Genomic DNA, 20,125 nt, shown 5'->3' with positions numbered 1-20,125 from the left:
CCTGGGGGATCAAGCGGCGCGGACCTTAGCGACGCGCTGCGGCAAACGGAAGCCGCTACTTGGGCGCGTAGACCTGCTCGGACCCGGGAAACGCGCGCGACCGGACTTCGTCGGCATAGGTGGCGACTGCATTGCCGATCAGGCCGGCCATGTCCGCATAGCGCTTCACGAAACGGGGCGTGCGTTCGAACAGGCCGAGCATGTCCTCGGCCACCAGCACTTGCCCGTCGCAGACCGGCGACGCACCAATGCCGATCACCGGACAGGAGACTTCGGCGGTGATCGCCCGCGCCAGCGGCTCGATCACGCCCTCGGCGACAACGGAGAAGGCGCCGGCAGCAGCAACGGCGCGCGCGTCCGCGACGATCTGCGAATGCTCCTCGTTGGAGCGACCGCGCGCGCCATAGCCGCCCAGCGCGTTCACCGATTGCGGCGTCAGGCCGACATGCGCCATCACCGGGATGCCGCGCGCGGTCAGGAACGCGATCGTCGGCGCCATCGTCTCGCCGCCTTCCAGCTTCACCCCGGCGGCACCCGTTTCGGCCAGGATGCGCGATGCCGATGCGAAAGCCTGCTCCGGGCTCGCCTCATAGCTTCCGAACGGCATGTCGACGATCACCAGCGCATGATAGCTGCCGCGCACGACGGCGGCGCCATGCGCGCACATCATGTCCAGGCTCACCGGAAGCGTCGAGGGCAGGCCGTAGATCACCTGGCCCAGGCTGTCGCCGACCAGCAGGATGTCGCAGTGCGGGTCGAGCAGCTGCGCCATCCGGACCGTGTAGGCGGTCAGCATCACCAGCGGCTCGCCGCCCTTGCGCGCGCGCACTGCCGGCACCGTCAGCCGCTTCATCGGCGCGGGCGTCGGGTGGGCGCGGCTGGTCGCCGTATCGATCGTGTAGGTGGTGGACATAGACCGCTTTTGCCCCTCCGGCGCGGAAATCACCAGTCCTCCGGCCCCAGCGTTTCGGCAAGGCGACCGAGCAGGGGCAGCTGGCTGGGCAGCATCATCTCGCTCGCAGCCGGAAGCGTGAACCAGCGCGCCTCCTCGACTTCGGGAAAGCGTTCGATGGCACCGCTGCGCGGCGGCCATTCCATTTCGAACAAATTGCTGACCAGCGCCGCCGGATCGAACTCCGCCTCCAGCGCGAACGCCTCGACCAGCTTGCCGCCCATCTGGCGGATGCGGCCGAGCGGTAGCGGGTCTCCCTCAAGCCGCAGCCCGAGCTCTTCTTCCACTTCGCGGAAAGCCGCCGCGAGCGGCTCTTCGCCCGGCTCGACGGCGCCTTTCGGTATCTGCCAGGCGCCCACGTCGCGCTTGCGCCAATAGGGGCCGCCGGGGCGCACCAGCAGGACTTCAAGCACGCCCCCCTGGCGCCGGAACAGCAGCAGCCCGGCGCTGAGACGTTTCATGCGCCGATCAGGCGCACTTCGCGCGCTTCTGACCGGCGGCGACCTGGGCCTTCAGGCTGGCGGCGGCCGTCGCGCCATAGTCGTCACCGAATTGCGCATAGACTTTGCACGCGTCGGGAAGCTTCTTCAGATCGGTGAGCGCCTGGCCGAGCCAATAAAGGCTTTCGGCTGCGCGCTCACCTTTCGGCCATTTCTTGTAGCTGTCGTACAGCGCGACCGCCGCCAGCGCGGGCTTGCCATCATCCAGATAGGCGCGGCCGAGCAGGTTCTGCGCGAAGGACGCGCGACGGTGGTCCGGATATTTGTCCGCCACCTGTTTCAACGCTGCCTCCGCTTCCGGATAGGCCTTCGCCTGCCACAGCCGGAAGCCGTAGATATAGCCGTCCTCAGCCGGATCGCCGGTCGACGGACGTTCGACGCCGGGCGGCGGCGATGCGGGGACCTCGTCGGCGGCCGGCGGCACCAGTGCCGCCGGCGGTGCAGCCGCAGCCGCGCGGGCCTGGGCGTCGGCGACGAGCTGCTTCACCTGGTCCTCGAGCTGGCTGACCCGGTGGCCGTTCTGCTCCGCCTGGGCGGTCAGCGAGCGCACCTGCGCCTCGATCGCATCGACCCGCGCGGTCAGGTCTGCGACGGGCGAGCTGGCGGGGCCGCCGAGCGGTTCGGGCACCACCTTGGGCGCGACGATTTCCGGCTCCAGCGGCTGCCCGTCGGGGAAGACCTTGCGCTGCACCGCGCGCAATTCCTTCTCGATCTTGCCGACCCGCGCGTTGAGGTCCGGCATCGATTGGGCCGCGAGCGGCGCAGCGACGGTGCCGAGCAGGAGAAGGAGAGTCACGCGTTTCAACATCGATCAGGCCCCAGAGGTTTTCAAAAGCACAGGTTCATCGAGAGCATCTGTCCCTAACCTGAAGCGGCGGTGCGGCGAAAGCCATAGTGTCACGCCGGGCCGTTACACTTAACGGCCTGTTAGCTGGGCGCTGCTAGGTCGAGCCCTGTGCAAGAGGATGGGCATGGCAGCCGGTAAGCGGACGTCGGCACTGATCGCGGCGCTGCGCTCGGAAGATTTGTCCGACGAGCTGCTGCGCGCGCAGATCGATTCGGCGACGCGCACCTATCCCGTGTCGTTCGCGATGAGCCTGTTGGTGTCCTCGGGCGTGCTGCTGGCAAGCCTCGATTCGGCGAATCTACGCGCGATCCTTGCCGCAGCCGGCTTTCACCTTCTCATCTGCAGCGTGATGCTCGTGCGCTGGTTCCGCGACCGCGCGGCCGGCTGGCAGCTCGATCGCCCCGCGGAACGCGTCCGCCAGATCGCTGCCGAAGCCGCCTTCGTTGCGCTGGGCTGGTTCATTTTCCTCTCCAACGCGGGTCTTTACGCTCCGCCCGAATTGCAGGTGCTCGTCGTGGCCGTGATGGCCGGCGTGATGGCGGTCGGCGCACTGCGCTACGCATCGATTCCCGCCGCAGCCGCCAGCTTCCTCGTGACGGTCACGACGGTTTGCGCGGTCTATGCCCGGATCAGCTCGATCGAATGGCCCGTCTACGCGTTTCTCGCCGTGTTCGTGCTGATGCTGGCGCGAACGGTGGTGTCGCAGCACGCGATGGTCGTCCAGCAGTTCCGGAGCGGCGCGGACGCTGAGCGCGCTCGCGCCGAGATCGCCATCCTCGCCGCCCGCGAAGCCGAAACCGCCGCTGCCCGCGCGGCTGAAGATTCCCAAGCTGCCGCACAGGCTCGTCAGCAACGCGAGGAGGACCGGCGGCGCGAAATCGCGGCCATCGCTCAATCGTTCGAATCGCGGCTGCTGTCGGGGATCGAAGCGATCGCCGCCGATGCCGAGCAGGCCTGTGCGCTGGCGCGGCAGCTCGCGCAATCGGCGGTCTCGAGCCACCAGCGTTTTGTCGAGCTTGCCGGGAAGGTCGATCGGTCCGAAGCGGACATGGCGACGCTCTCCGCGCTCGCCGCCGACCTTCGCCATGCACTCGCCTCGGTGCAGGAACGCGTCGACGATCAGGCCTCGGCCAATGTCCGCGCCTATGATCTGACCGGCCGCGCCGAAGAGCAGTTCCGCACGCTCGTGCGCAATGCGCAGGGGATCGGGGCGATTTCCACGACGATCGAGGATATCGCGCGCCAAACCAACCTGCTCGCGCTCAATGCCACGATCGAAGCCGCGCGGGCGGGCGAGGCCGGGCGCGGCTTTGCGGTCGTCGCATCCGAAGTGAAGTCGCTCGCCAACCAGACCGGCCGCGCAACCGGCGACGTGCGCCAGAAGGCGGACGATATCGCCAACGCCTCGACCCACACCGAGGCGGCGATTGCTGAAATGCAGGGCTGTCTCGGGGCTTTCGAAGAGCTGGCGCAGACGCTCGCGAGCGCACTTCAGGGCCAGGGTGCAATCGTCGGCGAACTCGAACAGCACGCCATCGCCGCCGCCTCGTTCGCGATCGACGTTCACGGACGGGTTGCCGAAGCCAAGCAGGCGGCGGTCATTTCGTCCGGACTGACCGAAGAGGTCGAGGGCCGCTCGTCCGAGTTGCTCGCGCGCACCCAGTCGATCCTGGCCGAGACGCGCGTGTTCCTGGACGAATTGCGCGCGGCCTAACGCCAGCGCAGGTTGTCGCGGGTCAGGTCGGTGAGGCTGCGCGCGCCCATCAGCTTCATGCCGCGCTCGATTTCGCCCTTCAGCTTGCCCATCGCGCGCTCGACGCCGGGTTGGCCGGCGGCGGCCAGCGCATAGAGGTAGAAGCGGCCGCCGGAGCAGGACCTTGCGCCGATCGACAGCGCCTTCAGCACATGGGTGCCGCGGCGGATGCCGCCGTCGCAGATCACCTCGATCCGGTCGCCGACCGCATCGACGATCTCGGCGAGCTGGTCGAACGGCGCTCTGGAGCCGTCGAGCTGGCGGCCGCCATGGTTGGACACCATGATCGCCGTCGCGCCGATATCGACGGCGCGGCGGGCATCCTCGACCGACATGACGCCTTTCAGGCAGAATTGCCCGCCCCAATCGGCGCGGATCCGCTCGGCCGCCTTCCAATCCATCGACTGATCGAGCATCGTATCGAAATAGTCCGCGACCGACAGCGCGACCTTCGTTCCCTGGCGCACATGCGTCTGGAGGTTGGGGAGAGCGAACGGCTCGCGGAACAGATAGTCGAGCGTCCAGCGCGGGTGGGCGGCGAAGCTCAGGGCAGAACGGGGCGTCAGCCGTGGCGGCGAGGTGAAGCCGGTGCGCAGGCAGCGCTCGCGATTGCCCGCGACGATGGTATCGACGGTCAGCGCGATCGCATCGAACCCCGCCGCCTTGCAACGCTCGACCATCGACCGGTTCAGCCCCTCGTCCTTGTGCACGTAAAGCTGGAACAGCTTGGGCGCGCGGACGGTCCTGCCGACCTCCTCGATGCTGACCGTGGCCAGGCTCGAAATGCCGAACCAGGTGCCGAATTTCTCCGCCGCCGCGCCCACCGCATGCTCCCCCTGCCAGTGGAACAGCCGCTGCAAGGCGGTGGGCGAGAAGAACAAGGGCAGCGCGATCTCGCGGCCCATCAGCGTCGTGCGCATGTCGACCTGCTCGACACCGGCGAGCACGCGCGGGATCAGGTCGCACTCATCGAACGCAGCGGTGTTGCGCGCCTTCGTGACCTCGTCATCGGCGGCGCCGTCGATATAGTGGAAGACCGGCGAAGGCAGCCGCCGCCTGGCGAGGCGGCGAAAATCCTCGGTGTTGTGACAATCCCCCAGTCTCACCCCCGCCCCCCTTTTCTTCTACTCCGGGATGTCGAGCGTGAATCTCGCTCCCCGACTGCTGGACTCCACGTCGAGCGTTGCGCCCAACTGGCGGGCCAGCGCTTGCACCATGCGGCCGCCCAGGCTCTTCGTCGAGGCGCCGAAGTCGACGGAAGCGGGCAGGCCGACGCCGGTGTCCGCGACTTCCAGCCGGATGCCGTCCTTTGTCTCCCGGAGGGCCACGCCGATGACGCCGCCGCTTTCGTCCGGATAGGCATATTTGAATGCGTTGGTGACCAGCTCGTTGACGATCAGGCCAAGCGGAATGGCCTGGTCGGCCGGGATCGCGACCGGATCGATCTCGCAGCGCAGCCGATGTCGCCGGTCGGTCTCCTGCAATTTCGCGCACAGATCGCCCAGGAATGTCCCGAGCTCGATCCGTTCGACCTGGCTCTGGCGCCAGAGCTGGTCGTGGACCTGCGCGATCGCGAGCACGCGCGTCTGCGCGTCCGCGATCGCCCGCTTGACCTCCGGGTCATGCGTCGCCCGGCCCTGCATGTACAGCATGCTTCCCACCAGCGCGAGACTGTTCTTCACCCGGTGGCTGACCTCGCGCATTAACGTTTCCTGGTGCGCGACCTTTTCCTGAAGCAGGGTCTCGAGCCGCTTGCGGTCGGTCATGTCCGTGAACAGGATGCCGACCTGGTGCAGCTCCGGATCGCCGACGCGGAATGCGTTGACGCTGAACCAGCGGCCGAGCGCCTCCGCCTGCTCCTCGAACCGGGCCGGCTCCCCGGTCAGGGCCACGCGGCCATAGATGTCGAACCAATGCTGCTCATGGGTGGGGGCGAGGTCGCGCATCCACTTGCCTTGCGCATCGGCAAGCCCGGTATGGCCAGCAAACGCCGGATTGACCTCGACGAAACGGTAATCGATCGGCTGCCGGTCGGCGTCGAACTTTATCTCGATCACGCAGAAGCCGGCATCGATCGCTTCGAAGAGGCGCTGATACCGCTCATCCGAGCTTGCCTTCGCGTCTTCCGCGCGTTGCCGCTCCATCGCGATGCCCAACCACTGGGCAAGACTGCGGAGGTAATCCAGATCGGCCTCGACGAACGCGTGGCCGTCGGTGGAATCGACCTCCAGCACGCCACGGAATCCGCGACATTCCGGGATCAGCACATTAATCGCGCGCCGGATGCCGTGCTCGGCAAGCAGCGGGGGCGTGCGAAAGCGGCTCTCCGATCGAAGATCGTTGGAAATGACCGGCTGGCCGGTCTTCAGGGCGAACCCTGCCGGCGACGCGAGATCGGCGCCGAGCGTCGCATGCCCGGCGACGCCCGGTTTCCAGCCGACCCCGGCCCAGACGAGCAGGTCGTCATGCTCCGGCCCATAGCGCAGGACCTTTGCGAACTCGGTATGCAGGCCGCGCGCGGCGAGCTCGCACGCACGCTGCGACAGTGCCGCCAGGTCCTCGCATCCCAGCGCGAACATCCCGAACTCGGAAAGAAGCTGTTGCTGCTGGAGCCGATAGGCCAGCTCCGGCGCGGGCGCGCCGGCCGCATCTGCGGCAGCAGGGAAATGGGGCTGATTGGGCTGCAATATACGGTCCGACACATTCGCGGGACTGTCACACGAAACGGACACGATCCGAGAGGTTCCCCCGCAGGCCGCCTCAATAGGTGCGCCGGGGCGATCCGGCAAGTCCCGGCGCCAAGCGCGGCCGGAGTTTTTGCCAAAGGTTACAGGTGCTTGGGCTTTGATGGGCCAAGCCTACGCCGTCGAAAAGCCTGGCCCGCCAACGATCGCATCTGGACGGTTGAGTCCCGCGGGCGCGCAGCCTATCAGACGCTCAGACAAGAGGCGGGGAAAACATGGCCGAATTCGCGCTGCCCAAGAATAGTGTCGTCCGCAAGGACGGGAAGAGCTTCCCGGCCCAGCCCGGCGCGACGCGCGTGCGCCAATTCAAGATTTATCGCTACGATCCGGATACGGGCGAGAATCCGCGTTACGATACGTTCGAGGTCGATCTCGACAGCTGCGGGCCGATGGTCCTCGACGCGCTGATCAAGATCAAGAGCGAGCAGGATTCGAGCCTGACCTTCCGCCGCTCGTGCCGGGAAGGCATCTGCGGCAGCTGCTCGATGAACATCGACGGCCGCAACACGCTCGCCTGCACCCACGCGATCGAGGATTGCCGCAAGGAAGTCCAGATCACGCCGCTGCCGCACATGGACGTGATCAAGGATTTGGTGCCGGATTTCAGCCGCTTCTACGCGCAATATGCATCGATCCAGCCCTGGCTGAAGACGGTGACGCCGCCGCCGTCGGGCAAGGAACGGCTGCAGACGCCGGAAGACCGCGCGAAGCTGGACGGGCTCTACGAGTGCATTCTCTGTGCGTGCTGCTCGACCTCGTGCCCCAGCTATTGGTGGAATTCCGACAAATTCCTTGGCCCCGCGATCCTGCTCCAGGCGTATCGCTGGCTGGCCGACAGCCGCGACGAGAATACCGGCGAGCGCCTCGACGAGCTCGAGGACCCGTTCCGCCTCTATCGCTGCCACACCATCATGAACTGCGCGAACGTCTGCCCCAAGGGTCTCAGCCCGGCCAAGGCCATCGCGGAGATCAAGAAGATGGAAGTCGAGCGGATCATCTGAATCTCCCCTCCCGCTTGCGGGAAGGGGCGGGGGTGGGCCTGAATTGAGGTTCTTAGCAGCGTGACGATCCCACCCCCAGCCCCTCCCGCGAGCGGGAGGGGAGAGGGCTTTCTCCACGAGCCCGATCCCGACAACCCCGGCTGGATGCGATGGGGGTTCCGCGACCCGACGCGCTTCAACTCGGCGCTCGGCAAGATGATCGTTCGCGTGGACGAGGACGGACGCGTCCGCATGCGCGCCTTTCCCGAGCGCCAGCATTCCAATCTTGCCGACAAGGTGCATGGCGGCGCGCTGCTCGGCTTCATCGATGTCGCGCTGTTCGCCACCTCGCGCAGCAAGGGAATCATCGAAGCAGGCACCGCGGTGACGCTCGACCTCTCGACCCAGTTCATCGGCGCGGCGGACATCGGCCGGCCGCTCGATTTTGTCAGCGAAGTGCTGCGGGTGACGCGGCGGCTGGTCTTCATTCGCGGCCTTGTCGAGCAGGACGCGGAGGTGATCGCCTCTTATTCGGGCACCATTCGCAAGCCGAGCGGCGGATGAGCAGCGTCTATGAGCGGTATGATGCGCTGGTCCGCGATGGGCAGCTGCGGCGCGATCCCGCCCAGGCGAGCGCCGCCCAGCTGCTCGACCGGCTGGCAAACGAGCTGGAAGCGGTGCCCAATCGCGGCAGCATCCTCTGGCGCCTGACCGCAAAGCCCCAGCCGCAGCCCCGCGGCGTCTATATGTGGGGCGGGGTCGGGCGTGGCAAATCGATGCTGATGGACCTGTTCTTCTCCGCAGTCCGGATCGAGAAGAAGCGGCGGGTCCATTTCCATGAGTTCATGCTGGAAGTGCACGATCGGCTTCGCGTCGAGCGCGCAAAGGAGGCGGGCGATCCGATTCCTGCGGTCGCCGCCGACCTGAAGGGCGAGGCGCGGCTGATCGCGTTCGACGAGATGGTCGTCAACAACTCGCCCGACGCGATGATCCTGTCGCGGCTGTTCACCTCGCTGATCAATGCCGGGACGACGGTGGTCGCCACCTCCAACCGCCCGCCGCGCGACCTCTACAAGGATGGCCTGAACCGCGAGCATTTTCTGCCCTTCATCGACCTGATCGAGCAGAAACTGGACGTGATCGCGCTGAATGGGCCGACCGATTATCGCCTGCAGCGCATCTCGGGCCTGAAGACCTGGCACGTGCCGAACGGCCCGGAAGCGACGAAGGCGCTCTCCGACGCCTTTTTCCGCCTGACCGACTTTCCGGTCGAGGACCGCGCGCACGTGCCGACCGAAGACATCCCGGTCCCCGGCGGCCGCACGCTGCATGTGCCCAAAAGCCTGAAGGGCGTCGCCGTCTTCTCGTTCAAGCGGCTGTGCGGGGAAGCGCGCGGGGCGCCCGATTATCTCGCGATCGCGCGACGCTTTCACACGGTGATCCTGGTCGGCATCCCGAAGCTCGGCCCCGAGAACCGCAACGAAGCGGCGCGCTTCGTGACGCTGATCGACGCGCTTTACGAACAGAAGGTCAAGCTGTTCGCCGCGGCGGATGCCGAACCGGCCGAACTTTACGAAAAGGGCGATGGCCGCTTCGAATTCGAGCGCACCGTCAGCCGGCTGATGGAAATGCGCTCGGACGATTACCTGGCCGAAGGCCATGGCGAGCGGTGATCCTCCCCTGCAAGGGGAGGTGGCGCGCGCAGCGCGACGGAGGGGTGTCCACGCTTCAGAATAGAACTCATACGCTGACACCCCTCCACCACTCGGCTTTCGCCGAGTGGTCCCCCTCCCCTTCCAGGGGAGGATTGTTATGGTGCCGACAACAATAGGAGAGATTATGCGCGCCTTGACTCTGACTGCCCTGCTGCTCGCGACACCCGCGCTCGCGACGCCGGCGAACAACGAATGGCACGCCAAGGCCCGCGAGATGCTGAAGCACGCGGTCGAGGTGCCCACCGTCGAAGGCCGCAACAAGGTGCCGGAGCTGGCGCGCTGGTTCGGCGATCAGTTCAAGGCGGCGGGCTGGGCGGACAGCGACATCAAGGTGGTGCCTTACGAAGGCGCGCCGGGCGACAAGACCGCGGCGCTGATCGTGCGCTGGCCGGCGGCGGTCAAATCGAATGCCAAGCCGATCATGCTGATGGCGCATCTGGACGTGGTCGAGGCCAAGCCGTCGGACTGGTCGATGGACCCGTTCACCTTCGTCGAGAAGGACGGCTATTATTACGGCCGCGGCGTCTATGACATCAAGCAGGGCGCAACGGCGATCACGACGGCGCTGCTCGAACTGAAGGCCAACGGTTTCAAGCCGAAGCGCGACATCGTCGTGCTGTTCACCGGTGACGAAGAGACGGCCGGCAACGGCGCCCAATTGGCAGCGACTCAATGGCCCGAGTTCAAGGGCCTGGACTTCGGCCTGAACTCGGACGGTGGCGGCGGTGCGTTCGCGGCGGACGGGCACGATCTCGGCTTCTCGATCGACACGGCCGAGAAGACCTATGCGGACTATAGTTTTTCGGTGCGCGATTCGGGCGGGCACAGCAGCAAGCCCAAGCCGTTCAACCCGATCACCGAGCTCTCGGCCGCGCTGGTGCGGCTCGGCGCCTATCGTTTCGAGCCGATGCAGAACGAGACCACGCGCTCCTATTTCCAGGAACGGCAGAAGGTCGAAAAGGGGCCGCTTGGCGATGCGATGCGCGCCTGGCTCGCCAATCCGGCGGACGGCAAGGCTGCCGATTTCATCGAAGCCGATCCGGGCGAGGTCGGGCTGACGCGCACCCGCTGCGTCGCGACGATGCTGAACGGCGGCCATGCGCAGAACGCGCTGCCGCAGCTGGCCCAAGCGAACGTCAATTGCCGCATCATGCCGGGCGTCTCGCCCGATGCGATCCGCGACGAGCTGCAGAAGATTGCGGGCAGCAAGGTCCAGGTGACCCGGCTCGACAAGAACGAGACGTCCTATGCCTCGCCGCTGCGGCCCGACATCATGAAGGCCTACACCGACAGCATCCACGTGATGTTCCCGAACGCGCCGATCATCCCGACAATGGCGGCCGGGGCGAGCGACGCGCGGCCGTTCCGTGTCGCCGGCACGCCGGTCTACGGCGTCGATGGACTGTGGATCGTGGTGCCCGAAGACATGCGCGCGCATGGCCGCGACGAACGGATTCCGGTCAAGGCATTCGACGACAATGTGGACCATTGGGTGCGGATGATCACCGCCGTCGCCAAATAGCCTGCAACCGAAACCTTTCCGCGACCGTATCTCTGCTGCATAAGACGGGCGGTCGCGGGAGGCGCTGATGGACGGCGAGGCGTTGGACGAACGCGGGATCGACCGGGTCGAGCCGGAACGCACGCGCCTCATCTATCGCCACACGCTCGGCACCCGAATCTGGCATTGGGTGAACGCGGTGACGATCTTCGTGCTGCTGATGAGCGGCGCGATGATCTTCAACGCGCATCCACGGCTTTACTGGGGCCAGTATGGCGCCAATTTCGATCGGGCCTGGCTCGAGATCAGCGCCGACGATCGCGGCGGCTATCTGAAGCTCGGCGATCGCCGCTTCGACACTGATGGCGTGCTCGGCCGCTGGGAGGACAAGGACGGCTCGATCCGCAATAATGCCTTCCCTTATTGGGCGACGATCCCGTCCGGCTATGATCTCGCGCATGCACGGCGCTGGCATCTGACGTTCGCGCTGGTGCTTGCCTTCGGGCTGCTGTTCTTCCTGATCGCCAGCCTGTTCAACCGCCATATCCAGAAGGATTTCCTGCTGAAATGGCGCGAGGTCGGGCCGGCCAATCTGTGGCATGACGTGGTCGAGCATCTGAAGCTCCGCTTCGACAATCCCGACGATCCGGGCGGGTTCAACATCCTCCAGAAGCTCAGCTACCTCATCGTCATCTTCGTGCTGATCCCGCTCGCAATCTTCACCGGCCTGACGATGTCGCCCGGGATGGACGCGGCCTGGCCGTGGATGCTGGACCTGTTCGGCGGCCGCCAGTCGGCGCGCTCGATCCATTTCATCGTGGCCTCGCTGATCCTGTTGTTCATTCTGGTCCACCTGGTGCTGGTGCTGCTGGCCGGCCCGCTGAACGGCGTCCGCGGCATGATCAGCGGCTGGCTGCGCGTGCCGGCGGGGGAGGAACGATGATCGTTACCCGGCGCAAGCTGATCGGCGGGATCGCCGCCGCGAGCGGCTTGCTCGGCGGGTGCGACAGGCTCGGCGAGAACCCGGCTTTTCCGAAAATCCTGTTCTCGGGCGAAGACGCGCACCGCTTCCTGCAGCGATCGTTGACCGATCGGATGGCGCTCGCCCGCGAATACCGGCCCGATCAGATGAGCCCCATTTTTCGGACCAACGGCTCCACCAATCCGGGGACACCCGAGTATCAGGCGCATGTCGACAGCGCGTTCGCGAACTGGCGGCTTCAGGTCGACGGACTCGTCCGGCATCCGCTCGCGCTGTCGCTGGCGCAGATCCGCAGCATGCCGGCCCGCACCCAGATCACGCGACATGATTGCGTGGAGGGCTGGAGCGCGATCGGCAAATGGCACGGCGTTCCGCTGAAACTGGTGCTGGACCAGGCCGGATTGCGCCCGAACGCGCGCTATATCGTCTTCCACTGCGCCGACCTGATCGGCGGCGCGCCCTATTACGAGTCGATCGACCTGGTCGATGCCTTTCACCCGCAGACGATCCTGGCCTGGGGCATGAACGATCACCTGCTGACGGTCGGGCACGGTGCGCCGCTTCGCCTTAGGATCGAACGGCAGCTCGGCTACAAGCATGCGAAGTTCGTCATGCGGGTCGAAGCCGTCGACGATCTGCGGCGCATCCGTGGCGGCAAGGGCGGGTTCTGGGAGGATACGACTGACTACGAATGGTACGCCGGAATTTAATCTGGGTTCGTGCGACCAATTCGTTTCGTCAGCGTTTCGCCATCGATGGCTCTCCTCGATGCAATGCTGAAACGCGTCGTCAAGCGCGGCGAATTGACAGTCATTTACGCGGATGGACGGACCCGAACGTTCGGAACGCCCGATCCGGCAGTGCGGCCGGTGACGTTGCGTTTCGCGGACAAGGCGACGCCCAGGCGGATCGCGCGCATGCCACGGCTCGGCGCCGGCGAGGCCTATATGGACGGCGGCCTGATCGTCGAGCGCGGCACCCTGCTCGATCTGATGCGCATCATCCGCGGCAGCCAGCCGTTCGAACGTGGCGGGGAGCTTCAGCCTCCCAACCCGTTGCGGCGCGCGGCGATGGACCTGCACGGACGCCTGGACCGGCTGAATTGGTCGCGCCGGTCAAAGCGCAACGTCGCGCATCATTACGACTTGTCGGACCGGCTGTATGACCTGTTCCTCGACGCGGACCGGCAATACAGTTGCGCCTATTTCACCGATCCTGCGAACAGCCTGGAACAGGCGCAGGCCGACAAGAAGGCCCATATCGCCGCCAAACTGGCGCTGCGGCCCGGGCTGAAGGTGCTCGACATCGGCTGCGGCTGGGGCGGCATGGCGCTCTACCTCAATCGCATGGCCGACGTGGATGTCCTGGGCATTACGCTCAGCGAGCAGCAGCTCAGGGTCGCCCGCCGCCGCGCGGAGGAGGCCGGGGTCGCCGATCGCGTCCGGTTCGAGCTGCTCGACTACCGCGCCGTGACGGGGCAGTTCGACCGCATCGTGTCGGTCGGCATGTTCGAGCATGTCGGCCCGCCGCACTATCGGACCTTTTTCCGGCATTGCCGGAATCTGCTCGCCGAAGACGGGGTGATGCTGCTGCACACCATCGGCCGGATGGGCGGCCCCAGCACGACCGACCGCTGGACCGCCAAGTACATTTTCCCCGGCGGCTATATTCCGGCGCTGAGCGAGATCGTGAGCGCGAGCGAGACGGCGCGGCTGATCGCGTCCGACCTCGAGACGCTGCGCCTGCATTATGCCTACACGTTGAAGGCCTGGTACGATCGCACCCTCGCGCACCGGGCCGAGATCGAGGCGCTGTACGACGCGCGGTTCTTCCGCATGTGGGAGTTCTATCTCGCCGGCGCGCTGATCTCGTTCGAATATGGCGGCATGTGCAATTACCAGGTCCAGTATATCCGCGACCGCCGCACGTTGCCGATCACGCGCGACTATCTGGCCGATGCCGAAGCGTCGCTGCGCCGCCAGGCCGAGGCCGAACTCGACATGGAATCCGTCGGCCGACGCCGGTTCGGCTGATCGCGCTCTTCTTGCACCCGGTTTTCATTGCGCATAGGCCGCGCCGCGGAACGGAGATTCGGCGCAAATGGCAAGCAAGGTGAACCGGGTCGTGCTCGCTTTCTCGGGCGGGCTGGACACGAGCGTGATTCTGAAATGGCTGCAGCAGACCTATGACTGCGAGGTGGTGACGTTCACCGCCGATCTGGGCCAGGGCGAGGAACTGGAGCCGGCGCGGCAGAAGGCGCTGCTGATGGGCGTCAAGCCCGAGCACATCTTCATCGACGATCTGCGTGACGAGTTCGTCCGGGATTACGTCTTCCCGATGATGCGGGCGAACGCGGTCTACGAGGGCCAGTATCTGCTCGGCACCTCGATCGCGCGGCCGCTGATCGCCAAGCGCCAGATCGAGATCGCGCGTCAGGTCGGCGCCGACACGGTGGCCCATGGCGCGACTGGCAAGGGCAATGACCAGGTGCGGTTCGAGCTCGGCTATTATGCGCTTGCGCCCGATATCAAGGTGATCGCTCCGTGGCGCGAATGGGACCTGACCAGCCGCACGCGACTGATCGAGTTCGCCGAACAGCACCAGATCCCGATCCCGCGGGACAAGCGCGGCGAGGCACCGTTCTCGACCGACGCGAACCTGCTCCACACCTCCTCCGAAGGCAAAGTGCTGGAGGATCCGTGGGAGGAAGTGCCCGACTATGTCTATTCGCGGACCGTCAATCCGGAGGACGCGCCCGACACGCCCGAATATATCACGATCGACTTCGAGCATGGCGACCCGGTCGGAGTGAACGGTGAGGCCCTCGGGCCGGCGGCGCTGCTTGAAAAGCTCAACGACTATGGCCGGACCCACGGCATCGGCCGGCTGGACCTGGTCGAAAACCGCTTCGTCGGCATGAAATCGCGCGGCATGTACGAGACGCCGGGCGGCACGATCCTGCACCTCGCGCATCGCGGCATCGAGCAGCTGACGCTGGACCGCGGCGCGACGCGGCTGAAGGACGAGATGATGCCGCACTATGCAGCGCTGGTTTACAACGGCTTCTGGTTCTCGCCGGAGCGCGAGATGCTGCAGGCCGGGATCGACCACAGCCAGAAGAACGTGACCGGCACCGTGCGGATGAAGCTCTACAAGGGCTCGGCCTGGGTGGTCGGTCGCAAGGCGGACGTGAAGTTCAATCTCTATTCGACCGACATCGTCACGTTCGAAGACGATATGGGCGCCTATGATCAGCGCGACGCCGAAGGCTTCATCAAGCTGAACGCACTGCGACTGAGGCTGTTGGGCCGGCGGGATCGATAAGTTTCTAAATCCTCCCCGGAACGGGGAGGGGGACCATGCGAAGCATGGTGGAGGGGCCGGAGCAGCGATCTGTAGCTTGCCGGGGGCAAGCTGCAGCCGCGGAGCCCGGCTGCAAGGCAGCCCGTGAGCGAAGCGGAGGTGCGGCATCCTCGCTGCGCTGCGGCCCCTCCACCATTTCCGCTGCGCGGAAACGGCCCCCCTCCCCGTTCCGGGGAGGAGCTTGTAAGCAGCACTCGATGACCTCCGCCCGGCCTGCGCCGATCCTCCCGCTTGCGCTGATCTTGACCGTGCTGATGACGGCATGGTGGGCCCTGCTTGGCCGGGCCGACCTCGCTGCGCTGAGGCTGCCGGAGCCGGACGACATGGTGCGGCTCGCGCAGATCCGCGACTGGATCGACGGGCAGGGCTTTGGCGATCTGGTGCAGGCGCGGCTCGGGCCGCCGGGCGGCACGCCGATGCATTGGTCGCGGCTGCCCGACATCGTGCCGGCGCTGATCGTGCGCCTGCTGTCGCCGCTGATGGGCCCGGCGCGCGCCGAGATCGCGGCGGTGATCTTCTGGCCGGAGCTGCTGTTCTTCCTCGACCTGCTGCTCGCCGGTGCCCTCGCGACCCGGCTCGGCGGCGAGCGGACGGCCGCGCCGGCCGTCGCACTCGCCGCGCTTGCCTTCCCGGCGGTCGCGCTGTTCGCACCGGGCCGGATCGATCATCACGGGCTGCAGGTCGTGCTGGTCGAGGCGATGGTCCTGGCGCTGCTCGACAGGCGTTCTTTCCTTGCCGGCGCGGCCGCCGGAGCAAGCCTGCTGGTGGGCGTCGAGACAGTGCCGGTGATCGCTGCGGCGATGCTGTGGGTGGCGGGGCTTTGGATCGGTGACCGGCGAAGGGTCGGCGGTTTCGGGCTGGGGCTGGTCGCGGCCGCGCTGGCGGGATTTGCACTGCTGCGCCCGGAAGTCTGGCCCGCCGATCGCTGCGACGGCTTCACCCCGCCGCTGTTCGCCGCGATGCTGATCGGCGGCGGCGCCTGGCTTATGCTCGGCGGGCTGACGCCGCGCCTGCCAGATCGGCGCTGGCGGATCGGCGCCGCGGCGGCGGTGGCGGCTCTGGCGCTGGCGGCGATCTGGCTCGCAGCGCCGGCCTGCCTCGCCAGCCCCTATGGCCCGGCCGACCCGCTGGTCGCGCAGGCATGGCCGGATCAGGTCGGCGAATATGGCGGATTGCTGCAGCAGCCCTTGGGTCGCGCGCTGGCCTTTCTCGGCCTGCCTCTGATCGCGCTCGGGGTCGCTGGCGTGTTCGTCGTGCGGGCGGCCGAGCGCCGGCCTGAGTGGCTGCTGCTCGGCGCGATCATCGTCGTCGCGATCGCGACCTCGATCGTGCAATTGCGCGTCGCGTGGTTCGCGGCCGCCTTCGCCGCCCCGGTGGCCGCGCAATGGCTGGAGCGCGTGCACGGACGCGGCGTCGCCCTGCTCACCGCCGCTTGGCTGCTTTCGGCGGGGCTTGTGTGGCAGACGCTCGGTGCCGCGACGGGGCCCCGTCCCGATGCTGCTGCCGCAAGCTGCACGAGCAGGGAGACTTTGGCGGCGCTCGGCCGGCTCGACACCGGCACGTTCGCCGCGCCGATGAAGTTGAGCGCATATTTGATCGGCCGCACCCAGCACCGCGCCCTTGCCGGTCCCTATCACCGCAATGTTCAGGGCAATCGCGCGCTGGCCGAGTTCTTCCGGTCGGCGCCGGATGAGGCGCGCTATCAAGCCAATCTGTGGACGATCGACTATGTCGCGCTGTGCCCGACCGCGACCGGCGGGCTGCCGCCGCCGCTCGTGAAGCCCGGCGGCCTGGCCGCCCATCTGCTGGGCGGCGCCGCTCCGGACTGGCTGGAACCCGTGTCGCTGATCGGCAGCGATCTGCTGGTTTGGCGCGTCCGCGCCATTGCCGCTCCGGGCCTCCAGCCCTAAGGGGGCCTATGCCCGGCCGGGGGGAGCTTCTCGACAGACGCTGGATGATCGCGCTGCTGGCCCTGGCAGCGGCGGTCCCGCTCGTATGGCCGCAGGTTCCGCCCCTGGTCGATGTGCTTGGCCATATGGGCCGCTACCATGTCGAGCTGGCGATCGATCGCGTGCCGTCGCTGGCTGCGGCGTTCAGCTTTCACTGGAAGCTGCTCGGCAATCTCGGCGCCGATTTGCTGATCGTGCCCCTGGGGACGCTGTTCGGGGTCGAGCTCGGCACCAAGCTGATCGTGCTCGCTATTCCGCCGCTGACCGTCGTCGGGATGCTGTGGACGGCGCGGGAAGTGCACGGCCGCGTGCCGCCGACGGCGCTGTTCGCGCTGCCGCTCGCCTATGCCTACCCGTTCCAGTTCGGGTTTCTGAACTTCTCCCTGTCCGTGGCCTTCGCCTGGAACGCGCTCGCGCTGTGGATCCGGCTGGGGCGGCTCGGCCGAGCGCGGCTGCGCACCGTTCTGTTCGTCCCGCTCTCGTGCCTGCTGTGGCTGACGCACATGGTCGGCTGGGGTCTGCTCGGCCTGAGCGCGTTCGGGACCGAGATCGTGCGCCGTCGCCGGCAGGGCGAAACGATCGCGCACGCTGCCTTTTTCGCGGGCCTCAGCTGCGTCGCGCTCGCGCTGCCGCTGATCCCGATGGTGCTGCTTCGGAGCGATTCCCCGACCGCGGCGACCTTCGACTGGTTCAACTGGCACGCGAAGATCTTCTGGATTTCGACGCTGCTCCGCGATCGCTGGCAGCTGTTCGACATCGCTTCCGCGTGGGCACTGCTGCTGATCATCGGCATCGCTGCGATCCTCCGCCGCATGGACGCAAAGCTTGCCGTCGCAGCGTTGCTGTGCCTCGCCATCTTCGTCGTCATGCCGCGGGTGGCGGTCGGCTCCGCCTATGCCGACATGCGGCTGCTGCCGTTCACATGCGCGCTGGCGCTGCTCGCCATCCGAAGCGAGGGCAGATGGATTGCTGTCGCCGCGCTCGCGTTTTTCGCGGTCAGGCTCGCTGCGACGACGACCAGCTTTGCGCTGTACGATCGGAGCTATCGCGATGAGCTGCGCGCGCTCGAGCATCTGCCGCGGGGCGCTTCGGTCCTGTCGCTCGTCGTCCGGCCATGCCACGACGCTTGGTCGACCGAGCGGCTCGATCATTTGCCGGCACTGGCAATCGTCCGCCGCGATGCGTTCACCAACGATCAGTGGACGGTCGACAGCGCGCAGGCGATGACCGTGATCAAGCCCGGTGTGGGGCGCTACGGCACCGACCCGTCGCAGCTCGTCTATCCGAAGAATTGCCGCGGCGAAGGGTCCGATCTTCAGCAGGCGGTGCGCGAGTTCAACCGGGCCGCATTCGATCACGTCTGGGTGTTGAACGGGCGCGCCGGTGCGCCGGACCTCCAACCCATCTGGTCGAACGGCCATTCGACGCTCTATCGTGTCCTTCGCGGGAAGGAGAGCGAATGAACCGGCCGGCGCTGTCGATCGTGGTGCCCTGCTACAACGAAGAGGCGTGCCTGCCCGAGCTGCACCGCCGCCTCTCGGCCGCTGCGCACGAGACGGTCGGGCCCGATCATGAGATCGTGCTGGTCAATGACGGCTCGCGCGACGCCAGCTGGCAGATCATGCAGGCGCTGTCGGCGAGCGATCCGCACCTCGTGGTCGTGAACCTGTCGCGCAACCACGGCCACCAGCTCGCACTGACGGCCGGGCTCGATCTCGCGGCCGGCGATCGCATCCTGATCATCGACGCGGACCTGCAGGATCCGCCCGAGCTGCTGCCGGCAATGATGCGGGAGATGGACCTTGCCGGGGCCGACGTCGTCTACGGCCTTAGGCGCACGCGCGGCGGTGAGACGGCATTCAAGCGGGGAACGGCCAAGCTGTTCTACCGGCTGCTGTCGCGCGCGACCGACACCAACATTCCGGTCGACACCGGCGATTTCCGCCTGATCAGCCGCCGCGCGCTCGATGTGTTCCTGTCGATGCCGGAACAGGCGCGCTTCATCCGCGGCATGGTCGCGTGGCTTGGCTTTCGGCAGGTGCCACTACCTTACGATCGCGACGAACGGTTCGCGGGCACGACCAATTATCCGTTCCGCAAGATGCTTCGCTTTGCGCTCGACGCGCTGACCAGCTTCTCCTCGACGCCGCTGAAGCTCGCCAGCCATGCCGGCATGCTGCTGTCGATCGGCTCGCTGCTGCTGATCGTCTACATCCTTGCCGGCTGGCTCTCGGGCAAGGCGGTCGAGGGCTGGACATCGCTGATGCTGGTCGTCGTCGCCCTGGGCGCGGTGCAGATGTTCGTGCTGGGCGTGATGGGCGAATATCTGGGCCGGCTCTACAGCCAGTCCAAGCAGCGGCCGCTCTATATCGTGTCCGACATCCGCGGCGCGCGGAGCGGGCGCCCGGCGCGGCTCGGCATCAATGCGTCAGCCGAACGTCCAGTGGCGGTGCATCAGGAACGTGGCCAGCGGAGTCACGAAGACCATCGGGACGATCGGCCACCAATTGGGGCCCTGGGCCCAATGGACCAGCGACCAGACCCAGAATGAATTGAGGGTAAGGCCGAACAGGTTGACGGCGATGAATCGCCCGCCGGTCCGCGCCAGGTCGTCGCGTGCGCCGTGCCCGCGAAAGCTCACCTGGCTGTGCAGGAAATAGCCGATGACCACGCCGACGATGAACGCGATCAGGTTGGCGATCAGCGGCTCGATGTGGAGGAACTCGGCGCAGCCATAATAGATCGCGGCGCCCAGTGCGGTGACGAAGCCGCCGATCACAACGTAGCGGACAAGCTGCGCCGCGGCCGCGCGGGCCTGCGGATCGATCCTGCTCAGCAT

The 20,125-nt window shown here is 66.7% G+C and carries 17 protein-coding genes and 1 pseudogene; 12 read left to right on the top strand and 6 right to left on the bottom strand.

The window, feature by feature from the left end; translation table 11 throughout:
- Positions 1-55: 55 nt before the first annotated feature.
- Genes panB through SCH01S_RS15200 form a run of 3 tightly spaced genes read right to left on the bottom strand, consistent with a single transcriptional unit; the run spans position 56 to position 2,260 of the window.
- Complete coding sequence (gene panB, locus SCH01S_RS15210; RefSeq protein ID WP_046349677.1) at positions 56-913, bottom strand: 3-methyl-2-oxobutanoate hydroxymethyltransferase; 858 nt, start codon at positions 911-913, stop codon at positions 56-58.
- A gap of 29 nt (positions 914-942) precedes the next feature.
- Positions 943-1,413 (bottom strand): NUDIX hydrolase, encoded by a 471-nt coding sequence (locus SCH01S_RS15205; RefSeq protein WP_046349676.1) that lies wholly within the window; start codon positions 1,411-1,413, stop codon positions 943-945.
- Between the two features lie 7 nt (positions 1,414-1,420).
- Complete coding sequence (locus tag SCH01S_RS15200) at positions 1,421-2,260, bottom strand: tetratricopeptide repeat protein (protein ID WP_046349675.1); 840 nt, start codon at positions 2,258-2,260, stop codon at positions 1,421-1,423.
- Between the two features lie 163 nt (positions 2,261-2,423).
- On the opposite strand from SCH01S_RS15200, the gene SCH01S_RS15195 reads away from it, so the two are divergent.
- Positions 2,424-4,013, top strand: a complete 1,590-nt coding sequence (locus tag SCH01S_RS15195; protein WP_245612289.1) for a methyl-accepting chemotaxis protein — start codon at positions 2,424-2,426, stop codon at positions 4,011-4,013.
- On the opposite strand, the gene SCH01S_RS15190 is transcribed toward SCH01S_RS15195, so the two are convergent.
- Both SCH01S_RS15190 and SCH01S_RS15955 read right to left on the bottom strand, forming a co-directional pair.
- Positions 4,010-5,158 carry an alpha-hydroxy acid oxidase gene (locus SCH01S_RS15190; protein WP_046349673.1) on the bottom strand — a complete coding sequence of 383 codons (1,149 nt, stop codon included), beginning with the start codon at positions 5,156-5,158 and terminating at the stop codon, positions 4,010-4,012. The two genes, SCH01S_RS15195 and SCH01S_RS15190, sit on opposite strands and share 4 nt — an antisense overlap.
- 18 nt (positions 5,159-5,176) lie before the next feature.
- Positions 5,177-6,739: a sensor histidine kinase gene (locus SCH01S_RS15955; RefSeq protein WP_052733977.1), complete on the bottom strand. Its 1,563-nt coding sequence runs from the start codon at positions 6,737-6,739 to the stop codon at positions 5,177-5,179.
- 272 nt (positions 6,740-7,011) lie between these two features.
- On the opposite strand from SCH01S_RS15955, the gene SCH01S_RS15175 reads away from it, so the two are divergent.
- The 11 genes from SCH01S_RS15175 (at position 7,012) to SCH01S_RS15125 (ending at position 19,837) form a co-directional block, all read left to right on the top strand.
- Complete coding sequence (locus SCH01S_RS15175; RefSeq protein WP_046349672.1) at positions 7,012-7,797, top strand: succinate dehydrogenase iron-sulfur subunit; 786 nt, start codon at positions 7,012-7,014, stop codon at positions 7,795-7,797.
- 144 nt (positions 7,798-7,941) lie between these two features.
- Positions 7,942-8,340 carry a PaaI family thioesterase gene (locus SCH01S_RS15170; protein WP_046349671.1) on the top strand — a complete coding sequence of 133 codons (399 nt, stop codon included), beginning with the start codon at positions 7,942-7,944 and terminating at the stop codon, positions 8,338-8,340.
- Complete coding sequence (zapE, locus tag SCH01S_RS15165; protein WP_046349670.1) at positions 8,337-9,449, top strand: cell division protein ZapE; 1,113 nt, start codon at positions 8,337-8,339, stop codon at positions 9,447-9,449. The genes SCH01S_RS15170 and zapE overlap by 4 nt, the downstream gene beginning before the upstream one ends.
- Positions 9,450-9,615: 166 nt before the next feature.
- Positions 9,616-11,013: a M20/M25/M40 family metallo-hydrolase gene (locus SCH01S_RS15160; protein ID WP_046349669.1), complete on the top strand. Its 1,398-nt coding sequence runs from the start codon at positions 9,616-9,618 to the stop codon at positions 11,011-11,013.
- Between the two features lie 67 nt (positions 11,014-11,080).
- A complete protein-coding gene (locus SCH01S_RS15155) occupies positions 11,081-11,935 on the top strand; it encodes a cytochrome b/b6 domain-containing protein (RefSeq protein ID WP_157033013.1) in 855 nt (284 codons plus the stop codon).
- The gene (locus tag SCH01S_RS15150; protein ID WP_046349668.1) at positions 11,932-12,684 is read left to right on the top strand and encodes a molybdopterin-dependent oxidoreductase; all 753 of its coding nucleotides are present in this window, start codon (positions 11,932-11,934) and stop codon (positions 12,682-12,684) included. The genes SCH01S_RS15155 and SCH01S_RS15150 overlap by 4 nt, the downstream gene beginning before the upstream one ends.
- Positions 12,685-12,729: 45 nt before the next feature.
- Entirely contained in the window at positions 12,730-14,007 is a 1,278-nt protein-coding gene (locus tag SCH01S_RS15145; RefSeq protein WP_046349667.1) for an SAM-dependent methyltransferase, read from the top strand.
- Between the two features lie 67 nt (positions 14,008-14,074).
- The gene (locus SCH01S_RS15140) at positions 14,075-15,298 is read left to right on the top strand and encodes an argininosuccinate synthase (RefSeq protein WP_046349666.1); all 1,224 of its coding nucleotides are present in this window, start codon (positions 14,075-14,077) and stop codon (positions 15,296-15,298) included.
- Between the two features lie 236 nt (positions 15,299-15,534).
- Complete coding sequence (locus tag SCH01S_RS15135; protein ID WP_052733976.1) at positions 15,535-17,247, top strand: hypothetical protein; 1,713 nt, start codon at positions 15,535-15,537, stop codon at positions 17,245-17,247.
- A gap of 8 nt (positions 17,248-17,255) precedes the next feature.
- Positions 17,256-18,749, top strand: coding sequence for a hypothetical protein (locus SCH01S_RS15130; protein ID WP_046349665.1), 1,494 nt, complete (start codon positions 17,256-17,258; stop codon positions 18,747-18,749).
- Positions 18,746-19,837, top strand: a complete 1,092-nt coding sequence (locus SCH01S_RS15125; protein ID WP_084689607.1) for a glycosyltransferase family 2 protein — start codon at positions 18,746-18,748, stop codon at positions 19,835-19,837. The genes SCH01S_RS15130 and SCH01S_RS15125 overlap by 4 nt, the downstream gene beginning before the upstream one ends.
- Here SCH01S_RS15125 and SCH01S_RS15120 read toward each other — a convergent pair.
- Positions 19,781-20,125: pseudogene (locus SCH01S_RS15120) on the bottom strand (GtrA family protein); the annotation flags it as partial. The gene SCH01S_RS15125 and the pseudogene SCH01S_RS15120 sit on opposite strands and share 57 nt — an antisense overlap.

The sequence above is a fragment of the Sphingomonas changbaiensis NBRC 104936 genome, assembly GCF_000974765.1.
In the GTDB taxonomy this organism is placed as follows: domain Bacteria; phylum Pseudomonadota; class Alphaproteobacteria; order Sphingomonadales; family Sphingomonadaceae; genus Sphingomonas_B; species Sphingomonas_B changbaiensis.
Note: the sequence above shows the minus strand (reverse complement) of the source record. Positions and strands in the feature narration are given on the sequence as shown.